The sequence below is a fragment of the Anaerococcus sp. NML200574 genome (assembly GCF_026131665.1).
GTDB lineage: Bacteria > Bacillota > Clostridia > Tissierellales > Peptoniphilaceae > Anaerococcus > Anaerococcus kampingae.
On the sequence record NZ_JAMXSM010000003.1, the window covers coordinates 1 to 12,875 of the forward strand.

11 protein-coding genes, 1 other RNA gene and 1 pseudogene are annotated in these 12,875 nt (G+C 31.6%); 11 read left to right on the forward strand and 2 right to left on the reverse strand.

The window, feature by feature from the left end; genetic code table 11:
- Nucleotides 1–128: pseudogene (gene tuf, locus NH286_RS01890) on the forward strand (elongation factor Tu); the annotation flags it as partial.
- 170 nt (nucleotides 129–298) lie between these two features.
- Entirely contained in the window at nucleotides 299–1,576 is a 1,278-nt protein-coding gene (locus NH286_RS01895; RefSeq protein ID WP_106460582.1) for a putative glycoside hydrolase, read from the forward strand.
- A gap of 52 nt (nucleotides 1,577–1,628) precedes the next feature.
- Here the strand turns inward: NH286_RS01895 and NH286_RS01900 are convergent, their stop codons facing one another.
- Nucleotides 1,629–2,474 (reverse strand): AraC family transcriptional regulator, encoded by an 846-nt coding sequence (locus NH286_RS01900; RefSeq protein ID WP_106460581.1) that lies wholly within the window; start codon nucleotides 2,472–2,474, stop codon nucleotides 1,629–1,631.
- A 239-nt stretch (nucleotides 2,475–2,713) separates the two neighbouring features.
- Here NH286_RS01900 and dnaG point away from each other — a divergent pair, with 239 nt between their 5' ends.
- The 8 genes from dnaG to NH286_RS01940 all read left to right on the forward strand — a co-directional run bounded on the left by dnaG (nucleotide 2,714) and on the right by NH286_RS01940 (nucleotide 11,447).
- Complete coding sequence (gene dnaG / locus NH286_RS01905; RefSeq protein WP_265236473.1) at nucleotides 2,714–4,384, forward strand: DNA primase; 1,671 nt, start codon at nucleotides 2,714–2,716, stop codon at nucleotides 4,382–4,384.
- Complete coding sequence (gene rpoD, locus NH286_RS01910; protein WP_265236475.1) at nucleotides 4,371–6,170, forward strand: RNA polymerase sigma factor RpoD; 1,800 nt, start codon at nucleotides 4,371–4,373, stop codon at nucleotides 6,168–6,170. Before dnaG ends, rpoD begins: the two co-directional genes overlap by 14 nt.
- Nucleotide 6,171: 1 nt before the next feature.
- Complete coding sequence (locus NH286_RS01915; protein WP_265236477.1) at nucleotides 6,172–6,855, forward strand: tRNA (adenine(22)-N(1))-methyltransferase; 684 nt, start codon at nucleotides 6,172–6,174, stop codon at nucleotides 6,853–6,855.
- Nucleotides 6,846–7,616 carry a Nif3-like dinuclear metal center hexameric protein gene (locus NH286_RS01920; protein ID WP_265236480.1) on the forward strand — a complete coding sequence of 257 codons (771 nt, stop codon included), beginning with the start codon at nucleotides 6,846–6,848 and terminating at the stop codon, nucleotides 7,614–7,616. The genes NH286_RS01915 and NH286_RS01920 overlap by 10 nt, the downstream gene beginning before the upstream one ends.
- 31 nt (nucleotides 7,617–7,647) lie before the next feature.
- Nucleotides 7,648–7,987: RNase P RNA component class A (gene rnpB / locus NH286_RS01925), an RNA gene on the forward strand.
- 251 nt (nucleotides 7,988–8,238) lie between these two features.
- Nucleotides 8,239–9,615 (forward strand): NlpC/P60 family protein, encoded by a 1,377-nt coding sequence (locus NH286_RS01930; protein WP_265236484.1) that lies wholly within the window; start codon nucleotides 8,239–8,241, stop codon nucleotides 9,613–9,615.
- 55 nt (nucleotides 9,616–9,670) lie between these two features.
- The gene (locus tag NH286_RS01935; RefSeq protein ID WP_265236486.1) at nucleotides 9,671–10,471 is read left to right on the forward strand and encodes a bifunctional 5,10-methylenetetrahydrofolate dehydrogenase/5,10-methenyltetrahydrofolate cyclohydrolase; all 801 of its coding nucleotides are present in this window, start codon (nucleotides 9,671–9,673) and stop codon (nucleotides 10,469–10,471) included.
- A complete protein-coding gene (locus NH286_RS01940; RefSeq protein ID WP_106460574.1) occupies nucleotides 10,455–11,447 on the forward strand; it encodes a lipid II:glycine glycyltransferase FemX in 993 nt (330 codons plus the stop codon). The genes NH286_RS01935 and NH286_RS01940 overlap by 17 nt, the downstream gene beginning before the upstream one ends.
- A 35-nt stretch (nucleotides 11,448–11,482) precedes the next feature.
- On the opposite strand, the gene tpx is transcribed toward NH286_RS01940, so the two are convergent.
- Nucleotides 11,483–11,995 (reverse strand): thiol peroxidase, encoded by a 513-nt coding sequence (gene tpx / locus NH286_RS01945; RefSeq protein WP_106460573.1) that lies wholly within the window; start codon nucleotides 11,993–11,995, stop codon nucleotides 11,483–11,485.
- A 149-nt stretch (nucleotides 11,996–12,144) separates the two neighbouring features.
- On the opposite strand from tpx, the gene NH286_RS01950 reads away from it, so the two are divergent.
- Complete coding sequence (locus NH286_RS01950) at nucleotides 12,145–12,792, forward strand: 50S ribosomal protein L25 (protein ID WP_106460572.1); 648 nt, start codon at nucleotides 12,145–12,147, stop codon at nucleotides 12,790–12,792.
- Nucleotides 12,793–12,875: the final 83 nt, after the last annotated feature.

The window sequence follows — 12,875 nt, forward strand, 5'->3', positions numbered from 1 at the left end:
CAGGAGACAACGCAACATTCAAGATCACACTTCAAAAGCCAATCGCTCTAGAAGAAGGTCTAAGATTCGCTGTTCGTGAAGGTGGTAGAACAGTAGCATCAGGAGTTGTTTCTAAGATAGTTAAATAGTCCCACCATATATAAAGGTTACGGATATATTCGTAATTTCTGAGATAAGGAATGGCCGAGTCCAGAAATTTTATAAGAAGAAGTAAAACTTCTTTAATATGACACCTTGAATAACTAAAAAATAATTTAAATAAGCGGGCCTGTGCTCGCTTTTTTATTTAGGAGAATCTATGATTAAGAAAAAAATTTTTCTTCCATTCTTACTTACTTTAATATTAATACTTACTTCTTGCGGATCTTCTTCAAAAGTTAAAGATGAAAATCCTACAGAAGAAGTAAAAATTGAAGAAAGTAAAAAAATAAGCAAAAAAACTAAGCCTGAAAAAAAGCCAATAGGTGAACCATACGAAATAGGTGTTACCCCTGATGATTATAATATGGATTATGACACCTCTAGACTTTTATCTCTAGAAGATAAAAAAAGTAAGTATTATCCAAAAGATGGGGTAAGGGGCTTATATTTCAACACAGGATCAATAAATATTCCTGAAGTATATGAAGGCATAATGGGAATGATAGAAGAAAGTAACCTAAATGCTGTAGTAATAGATGTCAAAGATGACTGGGGAAATATAACTGTAGATTTTGATACCGATAATGAAGATATACAGTATGCAAATACAAAGCTTATAAATGCTAAAACCTTAATAGATGATCTTCATTCAAGAGGCATATATGTAATTGGTAGAATTACAAGCTTCAAAGACTCAATTATAACCAAAATTCACCCGGAATGGGGCTTTACGAAAGCAGATGGTAGCCTTTGGGCAAATGGCCACCAAGAAGCCTTTATGAATCCATTTTTAAGAGAAGTGCAGGATTACAACATTCATATCGCAGAGCTTGCAGCAGAAGCTGGATTTGATGAAATACAATTTGACTATGTAAGGTTTGCAGAAGGTTTTGAAACATTTGGAGATAGCTTAGATTACTCTAGAGGTGAATATGAGAAAGAAAATATGGATGAAGGAGATAAGAGGGTTGCGGCTATTACAAACTTTGTAAGAAGAGCCAGAGAAAGTATACAAGCTTACGGCATACCAATATCTGTAGACGTATTTGGATATGCTCTACAAGCTGGAAGAGCAAGTGGTATTGGTCAAGATTTCTCTGAAATATCAAATCAGGCTGATATAATGTCATCAATGATATATCCATCCCACTGGGGTCCATATTCATTTGAAATTGAAAAACCTGACTTGGAGCCTTATGAACTAGTTAAAAGATATCTAAAGGAAGAACAAAAAATATTTTCCAAACTTGAGCACAAACCTCAATCCCGTCCATGGATACAAGATTTTACCGCTTCTTGGATAGGAGAGGGAAATTGGATGGAATATGATGCTGATGCTGTACAGGCTCAGATAGATGCGATTTATGAATCAGGTCAAAATGAATATTTGATATGGAATGCAACAAATAAATATTCCAAGGGGGTTGATTATTAAAAAGAGGCTTAGGCCTCTTTTTTAATATAAAAATAAGACTAGTAAACTAGTCTTATAGTCTGTGTTTCTTTCTAAATTGTGAAGGAGTTTCTCCAACTTTTTTCTTAAAAACTTGGTTGAAATAGGACTGAGAATTAAAACCCACTATGGCAGATACTTCTTCCATGGTGTGGTTGGTTGATATAAGAATATTTTTTGAAACTTCAATTCTCTTTAAAATTAAATACTCAATTGGAGTGATTCTATATGATTGCTTAAATTCAGAAATAAGGTGGAACTTATTCATATAAGCCATAGCAGATAGGTCTTCTAATTTGATATCTTCGTGGTAATTAGCATCCATATAAGATTTAATATAGTCAATTTGTCTATTGACTCTCTTATCGTGCTTAACAACTATTTTTTTTCTATATTTTCTGAGTAAATTAATTACTAAAGCACAAGCTAATGAAGAAGCCATAGACCTTGCAAATAAATCGCTTCCCTTATACTCTCTAATTATATCGCTAAATAGTCCTTCAAATTGCAAGGATTTATTTTTATTATCAACGTGGAAATAATTGATATCCATACTTTCATCATTTTTAAGTCCAGCAATTGAAATGCTTTCAATTCCGAAGCCAATAAGCTTGCATGAGCTAATACTTTTATCCACATATAAGGTATGTCCGATATTAGGATTTATTATTACAAGATCACCAGCATTAAAATCTATTACTTCACTTTCTATAGAAAGTTTGCCATATCCTTCAGCTAGATAATAAAAATATGTAAAAGGATGAAACTGAATCCTACTAGCTGCATTTTTGGCAAGAGAATTCTCTTGGGCATCTAATATTCTTATATCAATATTATTTGTTGAATTATCATTTTGTAATAATGGTTGATTGTTATCCATCTTAAACCTCTAATCTTTGATGCAAATTTTATAGAAATTGCGTAAAACACTTCTAAAGTATTAATATTATACTATATTTTTTAGGGATATTTAACAATTTTCATTTCAAAAACCATCACGATTTTAGAAAAAATTAAAATATAAATCATAAAATTTTATAAAAGCCAATTTCTTTAAAATGCTGAAAAAGATAAATTGATATAAAAGCTAATAAAAGTATAGTTTGAATAGGTGATAAGATGAGATTAATATCAGATGATATGGCAAATCAAATAAAGGAAAGTTCAGATATTATAGATATAATTGGCGAATATGTCGACTTAAAAAGAGCGGGCTCCTCCTATAAGGGATTATGTCCATTTCATAACGAGAAAACCCCATCATTTACAGTTGACAAGAAGAAACAATTATTTCACTGTTTCGGATGTGGAGCAGGAGGGGATGTTGTTTCTTTTATAATGCAAAAAGAAGGCCTATCATATCCAGAAAGCTTGGAATTTTTAGCCAATAGAGCAGGAATAAATTTAATTTATCAAAATAACCCTGGGGAAAATAAATATAAAAATCACCTATATGATATCAATAAAGATATAATGATGTTTTTTTATAAAAATTTATTAACCAATAAAGCTCCTCAAGATTATTTAGTAAAGAGGGGATTAAGAAGCAATATAGTTAATACCTTTATGCTTGGCTATGCTAAAGATTCTTGGGATGATTTGCTAAATTATGCAAAATCAAAGGGCTATAAGGAAGAGGACCTTCTATCTTTAGGATTAATAGCTAAGTCTAAAAATGGCAATTATTATGATAAGTATAGAAATAGGGTTATTTATCCTATAATTGATATTTATGGTAGGGTAATAGGTTTTGGTGGTAGGGCAATAGATGATGCCATGCCAAAATATCTAAATTCTCCAGAATCTGAGATATTTAAAAAAAGATATAATTTATATGCTTTAAATAATTTCAAAAAGCAAAATAAAAGAGATTTAATCCTAGTTGAAGGCTATATGGATGTTATAGCTCTCAACAATTGGGGTATAGATATAGCTGTAGCAAGTCTTGGTACAGCCTTTACACTAGATCAAGCAAAACTTGCGAAAAGATATGCTGATAATATCTATGTTTGCTATGATTCTGATGGAGCAGGAATAAAAGCTACTCAAAGAGCTATAGATATTTTTAACCAAGCAGATATAAGCGTAAATATAATTGAGCTTGGAGAGGGTCTAGATCCTGATGATTTTGTAAGAAAATATGGCAAAGAAGCCTTTATCGATAAAATGGATAAGGCCTTAGACCAATATAATTATAGGTATAATCAGATATTAGATTCTTACTCACAAGCAAGTGAGAATGAAAAGTTTGATAAGTTAAATTTATTTATAGAATTTCTTGCAAGCATCAAGCAAGATCTTACACGTGAAATTTTTATTAATAACGTATCAAAGCTATTTGACATTGAAAAATCAACTTTAAAAGAGGCTATTACAAAGTATAATAATAAACAAAATAGAACAAACTTCTTTAATAATAAACCGATTGATAAAAAGGTAATAGTTAAGGAAGAGAAGTTAGATTTTAATCAATATGAATTAGAAATTTTAAGGCTTATTTTTATGCAGCCTGATGATTATAAAGAAGAGTCTGAATATTTTGATAAATTTTTAAAAAATCAAAAATTAATTGATTTTAAAGATTTTTTGATTAATAAAGAACCTAGTAAATTTGACAAGAATGATAAGGATTTTAAATTTATTCTAGCTTATGTTATGAATGATAAGAATCCTATCTTAGTAAATGAGTTAAAAGATAAGATTAGCCTGTATGAAAGGCTCCAAAAGATAAAGAAATTAAGAGAAACTGGGCCTACAATTAGTAAGGGGAGAAATGATGACCAGCGATGATAATAAATTGCTCGAAGATGAAGTTCTTAAAGAAATTGTTGAAGAATTTATCTCGATAAGCGAATCCCAAGATGGGGTAATAACATTTAGTCAGATAAATGAATTCGATGATTTTAATGATTTAGAAATTGAAAATCAAAAGTTTATAATAGAAAAAATTACATCTTCAGGAATAGAAATCGTGGAAAAGTCTGAGACTGAGTTAGACAAAGAGGAAGAAGTTGAAGAAGAAATTGACGATGATGAAGATGAAGATATCGATGAAGAAGAGATTGAAAAGGAAATAGATAAGTCTGTAGATGATTTGGCTGGCCTTAAGCTTGATGATCCCGTAAAAATGTATTTAAAGGAAATTGGTAAAGTAAATCTCTTAACAGCAACCGAAGAAATTATTTTATCAAGAAGGATGGAAGCTGGAGAAATAGCCAGAAAAGCTTTAAATGGTAATAAATTTAACAAGCAAAATAAGACTAAACTTGCCAATGATGTATTTTTTGGTGATTTAGCTAAGATATTGACCAATGCTAGTGATAAGCTATCTATAGGCCAAGAAATAGATTCGGAAACAATCGAAGACTTAGATGGTTTGGTCAATATGGGTCGCTTGTTTAACCAAGTTATGACAGATGACCTTGATAAGGACCAGCTTGAGCAGCTTAATGCGAAAATTTTGATATGCAATATAGCCCAACAATCAGTTAATGATGATGACTTAAGCAAGAGGGAAGCAAATATCTTATGTGACCTTTTCGATTCCTTTGACCATATGTTAAAAATTATCGAAAATTCTGAAGTTGTAAATTTGGTGTACCAATCATTTAATGATTTACTTAAAAAAGCAGCCAACAAGGACTTCATTAAGACAAATGATCAGATGGTAATAGATAATCTAATAAAAATATCAGAACTTGCTGGTCGCCTTGAAAATAAAGATAAGTTAAATGATGATGAATCATCATTTTTAGTCTACATGATAAATAAAAGAGATTTTGCTCTTAAAATGTTAAACAATGAAGAATTTACAAGCCAAGAGATAAGAGAATTAAAAAATCAGATAATAAAGTCACAAAGGGCTAAGGAAAAACTAGCTGAAACAAATTTAAGGCTAGTCGTATCCATAGCTAAAAAATACGTAGGCCGTGGAATGAACTTCTTAGATTTAATTCAAGAAGGAAATATGGGTCTTATGAAGGCAGTCGATAAATATGACTACAACAGGGGTTTTAAGTTTTCAACCTATGCCACTTGGTGGATTAGGCAGGCTATTACCCGTGCTATAGCAGACCAAGCTAGAACAATAAGGATACCGGTTCACATGGTAGAAACTATAAATAAGCTTGTAAGAATTCAAAGGCAATTGGTGCAGGATTTGGGACGTGATCCATCAAATGAAGAAATAGCTGAAGCTATGGGCATAGATGTAGATAAGGTATCAGAGATTAGAAAGATTGCCCAAGAACCTGTAAGTCTTGAAACACCAATAGGTGAAGAAGATGACAGCCACTTGGGAGATTTTATAGAAGATGATAGTGCGATAGATCCAGGCGAGGCAGCAAATTATTCAATGCTAAGAGAGCAACTAAACGAAGTTCTCTCATGCCTGGGTGCTCGTGAGAAAAGAGTCCTACAATTAAGATTTGGCTTAATTGATGGTACCCCACGTACCCTAGAAGAAGTTGGCAAAGAATTTGATGTAACTCGTGAAAGAATTAGACAGATAGAAGCAAAGGCTCTTAGGAAATTAAAATCTCCTAATAAGAGCGAATTATTGAAAGACTTTTTATAAAATGGAAGATAAGAAAAGATTATTAGATATAGTTAAAATACTAGATAAAAATAAAAAAGTCATAGATGTAGGAACCGATCATGGATTGGTTCCTTTATATTTGGCAAAAAATAATATATCAAAAGATATAATAGCAACAGACATCTCAAAACCATCTCTGCAGAAGCTTATAGATAGGTTAGATGATAATACATCAAAGATAATAAAAACTGTCCATACAGATGGTTTTAAGGGTCTTAAAAGCGAACCTAATCAGGTAGCTATTATTGCAGGTATGGGAGCAAACACAATTATTGATATAATAAATGATAGTATAGAATTTGTAAGAAATTTAGATTATCTCATTATAGAATCAAATATTAATACAAGTTTACTTAGAGAATATCTAATGGAAAATGATTTTGATATTGAATTAGACTTTTTAACCTATGAAAAAAGAAAATTTTACGATATTTTAAAGGTTAAAGATAAGAAAACAAGAGATTTGTCATTTGAAGAGTACTATTACGGTTTTACAGATATTGAAAATAAGAGCAAACTTCTTTTAGAAAAGCTAAAAATAGACAAGGATAAAAATAAGAATTTCCTTAATCATATAAAAGAAAATTCTGACGATAAAAAAGCTATTAAAAAGATAGAAGATAGGTTAGAAGCGATAAGAAAGGTGGAAGAAAGGTGCAAATAAAAGATTTAATTAGCAAATTAGAAGAAAAGTATCCTTTTTATTTACAAGAAGAATGGGATAATTCTGGCTTACAAATGGGAAATCCTGAAGATGAATTAAGAGGAGTCGTCTTATCCTTAGATTTAGAAGAGGAAAGTATAGACTTAGCTATTGAAAAGAGAGCGAATTTAATAATTACTCATCATCCTTACTTATTTTCACCAACTAAATCCATTGATTTTAGGAATAGTTTCTATAATAGATTAGAAAAAGCGATTAAAAATGACATCACAATTTTCGCCTTCCATACTAATCTTGATATAGCAGAGGGTGGAGTAAATGATAATCTTGGAGAGATAATTGGCTTAAAAGATATGAAAAGCTTAGAGCAAGGTAAAGAACTTGGCCTTGGAAAGTACGGTAATATTGAAAAAATAAATGCTAAAGATTTTCTTAGTCAAGTAAAAGAAAAGTTGCAAGCCAATGAAATTATTTGCTATGGAGATGTTAACAAAGAAATAGAAAAGGTAGGAATATGTGGTGGTGCAGGTGCCTCCTTATTAGATGATGCTATAAGCCTAAATTGCGACTTATTTATAAGCGGAGACATAAAGTATCATGAAGGTATGGATTATGCAAATAAGGGCCTAATTATTGCCGATTTAGGACATTTTGCAAGCGAGAACCATATAATATACAAATTAGAAAAAGAAATAAAGAAAATAATAGGAGATGAAGTTTTTACCTTTTCAAAAACAGACTCATTTAGAACCTTTATTTGAAATTTTTAAAAATAAAGATAAAATACAATACGGAGTAAATTAGATAATCGCGGGGCTTAGGCCACGAGGAAAGTCCGTGCACCATAGAGCAAGGATGCTTGATAACGTCAAGTAGGAGTGATCTTCAGGCAAGTGCAACAGAAAGTATACCGCCAAAATTTGGTAAGGTTGGAATGGCGAGGTAAGAGCTCACCAGCTGTCCTAGTGATAGGCAGGCTATGTAAACCCCATCCGGTGCAAGAACAAAAGGACGCAAAAGGGCTTGCTCGGTCCTGTCCGCAAAATGGTAGTTCGCTTGAGCTTACTAGCAATAGTAAGCCTAGATAGATGATTATCCACGACAGAACACGGCTTACAGATTTACTCTTTACATAATTACTACAGAATTGGTTACAAAAAACAAAAGAGCTGTAGGAAAAAATTACACTTTAACCGGTTACATTTTATAAATATTGGGTAATTTCGGAATAATCCTCAATAAGTATAAAAAAATCCTTATAAAGTGTAATTTTTTTGTAACTAATTATTGACACTTTTGTAAAAAAGATATAAGATATAGTCAGATTTCAAAATAAAACAATAGATTTAACAATTCATAACAATTATGGAGGAGTTATTAATAATGAATAAGAAAAACATAGGTGCGGCGCTTTCAGTTATAGCTGCATCAGCTGCTGTAGCAACAGCATACGCTACAACAGTTACAGATTTACAAAATGATAAACATACAAATTCTTTAATATCTGAGGAAAACAAAGAAGTTGAAAGCTCATCTTCTTTCGTAAAAAGCGATTATACTAAAGAAGTAAAAAATACAAAAATTGCCGGCCAAAAGAGAAATACAGCTAAGGCTAGCAAAGAAATAAAAGAAAACATACTAATTGAGAAAACTGCTCAAAATTTAGTTAAGCCACAAATTATTAAAGCTGAAAAAATAGCTGAAGAAAAAGCGAATCAAGAAGCAGCTAAAGAAATTGTAAGCTATGACGATAAAGATGAAAATGGTGTAGTTAAATATGATGACTCAGACCTTGACCAAGTAATAGTAGATAATTCTAAAGCTAGCGAAAAAGTAGTAGAATATGATGATTCTGCTATAGAAGAAGATGTCGCAGAAAGCCCAGCTAAAGAAGTAGTTACATATCAAGATGATAACGATGTGGAAACTAAAGAAGAAGCGGTAGAAACACAGTCAACAAAACAAGAAGTTAAGGCTCCAGCCTTAGAAGATAAATTTGTAAATACAAATAGTTTAAATATAAGAACAAGCAAAGATGCTAGTAACAACTCAAATATCCTTAGATCAATCAAGGCTGGGGATAAGATAGTAGGTTATGTAGATGGTGAATGGTTTGTAACAAATGAAGGTTATGTAAACCTAGCTTACCTATCAAACGCATATCCAAGTGCTCTAGTTGAACAAATAAAAGCAGAAGAAGCAAAAGTTGCAGAAGAGGCAAGAAAAGCTGAAGAAGCAAGAAAGGCTGAAGAAGCTAAGAAAGCAGAAGAGGCCAAAGCTCAAGAATCTGCTCAAAAAGCACAAGCACCAGTAGTTAGAGAAGCAATCTCAAATGCTGAAGAAGCTGTAGCAGTAGAATCAACACAAAATACTCCACAAGTTAACCAGAACGCTCAATCAGCAGCAGGAATAGCTAGTCAATACGTTGGGTCTGCTTATGTTTGGGGTTCATCAGATCCAAGTGTAGGTTTTGATTGCTCAGGGCTAACATCTTATGCTTATAGACAAATAGGGGTAAGCTTACCTCACAGCTCACAAGCCCAATTTAACAATGGATATGCAGTAGAATTAGGCAACCTAAAGGCAGGAGACTTAGTATTCTTCTCATTTGGTGGAGGATCTATTGATCACGTTGGAATTGTAACAGGATCAGATGGTACTTTCGTACACGCATCTACTCCAGAAACAGGCGTTAGAGTTGATAATTTATTCAACGGATCATACCAAAGAGCATACAGAGGAGCTAGAAGAATATTCTAGAAAAAATATAAGCATCCAGAAGCAAAAGCTTTTGGATGTTTTTTCATGGAGAAAAATGAATTTATTAAATACTAAAAATTTAAGAGATGAACTTCTTAATAAACTAAAAAATAATAATTTTAAAAATAAAATCCTACTATTAAGTAAAAATCCAAATAAGGAAGCTGTATTTTATAAAAACGTAATAATCAAAAGATGTGAAGAGTTTGGAATATCTTACGTAGAAAAAGAATTTGATAGAGAAAATAATGATGAAATAATTTCCTTTATAAATTCTTTTGACAAAGCGGATGGCTTTATCATCTTAGCACCTTTTGGCTCAGGTGAAGATTTGACATATTTAAAAGAATCAATCAAAATTAGAGACTTAGATAGTTTTACTTTCAAATCTTTAGGCAAGTCTATGGAAGGGTGGATAGATTTTCTTCCTGCTACATCAAGAGCTATTGTAAAATTTTTAGAAAACCAAGAAATAGATTTTAGGGGCAAAAACATAACGATTGCCAATAGGACAAGTGTAATAGGAAAGCCCCTATCTATGTATTTAGCAAGTAGGAGTGCAAATGTAAGTGTAATAAATAGCTCTTGTCAAAATCCTAAAACTTTTATCAAAAACTCTGATATTTTTATATCAGCAATAGGGAGTGCATCTTATTATGATCAAACTTATTTTAAAGATGATAGCTTAATAATAGATGTTGGAACTTCGTATATAAATGGTAAGATAGTAGGAGATGTAGACGTAGAGTCTATAAGTGAAATGAATGTCGATTACCTAGGAAGCAAAAGTGGTATAGGCGCGATTACCACGCTTACCTTGTTGGAGGGAATGATAGATAATGCCAATAGTAAATAATGAAAATGATTTAAAAAGATATAATGAGTTTGTAAGAAATAGTCCTTACGCTAGACCAATGCAAGATACAGCTTGGTCAAAAATTAAAAACAACTGGACAAATGATTATGTATACATAGAAGAAAATAAGCAGATAATTGCTGCAATGTCTGTGATAGGAATCAAAAATACAAACGGTAAACACTTCTTATATGCTCCTAGAGGGCCAGTATGTGATTTTAGGGATACAAAGCTAGTTGAACAATTAATAAAGGAAGCAGAGCCTTTAAAGGACAAATACGATGCCTTTCTTTTAAGAATGGACCCAGAGTTAGTCTTTGATGAGAAATTAGTCTATGATTATAGGAAATTAGGTTATGATTTTAGAAGTGTGGGTCTTGATACTCATTCATTCACCCAACCAAGATACAATATGATAATAGATTTAACTTGTCATAATGAAGATGAAATATTTGAAAGCTTTTCATCAAAGGGAAGGTACAACGTTAGAAAATCAATAAGAGCAGGGATAAAGACAGTTATAAAAACTGACGAAGAAGGCTTAGATATATTCTATGAACTTACAAAAATAATGGCGGAAAGACAAGAAATTGGCCATAGACCAAAAGATTATTACCAAAGGCTAATAGAATATCTAGATGCAGAAATATTTATATCATATTTTGAAGATAAGTCTCTTTCAGCATCCTTATTAATTCCTTATGGAAATAAGGTTTATTACCTATATGCAGCAAGCTCAAACGAGCTCCGCAACAAGATGCCAAACTATAATATGATTTGGGAAGAAATAAAATGGTGTCTAGAAAAAGGTTATGATTATCTAGATCTAGGTGGTACCTTTAGTTTAGATTCAAAAGATGGTCTATATAGGTTTAAGCAATCCTTCTGCTATCCGGATAAGTATTCTAACTTTATAGGTGAATTAGATGTTGTCTATGATAGAGAAAAATACGAAGAATTTTTAATTACAAAATAGAAAAACTCCTCAATGAGAGGAGTTTTTTATGGTTATTATTTACTTAATTGTTTAGCAACCCTAACAGCTTCCTCATATTCAGGAAGATCGGTATTTTGCTCTAAGTATTGGACATATTTTATTGTATTATCCTTATCAACTACAAATACGGACCTATTTAAAAGTTTTAATTCTTCAATTAAGGTTCCATATTTACTTGAAAAATCTCTTGTATTATAGTCTGAAACAAACTTAATTTGGTCAGCTTTCTTATTTTTCTTAAATCTTATTTGGGCAAAAGGTAAGTCATTTGATACTGTTAGGACTATAACATTATCTGGTAAAAACTCAGTTGCTTTTTGAAACATCTTTGTTTGAAGTTCACATACATCCGTATCAAGAGAAGGGACAACAGAAATTATTTTGATTTTTCCATCTTCTTCATCATAAAAATTATAAGGGCTTAGGTCCATCTTATTGGCAACAAAATCAGGTGCCTTATCTCCAACTTTTAGTTCTTCACCTAATACAGTTATATCTACAGTACCGAATTTTCCTCTTCTTGTCATAAAATTCTCCTTCATTTATTCATCCTATTAGCAATATTGTATTACAAGAGCATAAATTATCAATGATTTTAAAATATTAATCTTTAAGTTATTGTAAATAAGGCAAAGATGGAGTATAATTAGCTAGTATGAATTAATAAGGAGGCAAAATGGCTAATTTAGTTTTACAAGCAGAAAAAAGAGAAGCTACTGGTAAAAATAAAGTTAACAAACTTAGAAGTAATGAACTTATACCAGGAGTAGTTTATGCCAAAAATCAAGAAAATGTAAATGTTCAATTCGAAGCTAGAGAATTTGATAAAGTTCTTAGACAAGCTGGAACATCTACAATTATAACACTAGATGTCAATGGAGAAGGTAAAGAAGTACTTATCAAGGATTTCCAAACTCATCCATACAAAAACCAATTTTTACATGTAGATTTTCAGGCTATAGACCAAAATCAAGCAATCAGAGTTACTGTTCCAGTTAACCTAATCGGTAGAGATGACCTAAATGCTGATGCGGGAGTACTAGTACAAAATATAGATGTAGTAGAAGTAGAATGTCTACCAAAATACATCCCACAAACAGCAGATGTTGAAATCAAAGACCTACAAATTGGTGAAAACAAAACAGTTGCTGATCTTGACATCTTCAAAGATGAAAATATCAATGTACTTGCTGATGCAGAAGAAGTTATCTGCTCACTACAAGAAGTATCTGAAGAAGAAATCATTGACGATGAAGAAGAAGCAGCAGATGCAGCTGATGTACCAACAGTTGATGAAACTGAAGAATCTGAAGATAACGAATAATATTTAAAGCCATTGCTCTTTATTATAGACAATGGTTTTTTTATTTGGAAATTTTAAAGAAAAAATACTCCTAGACTTATTTT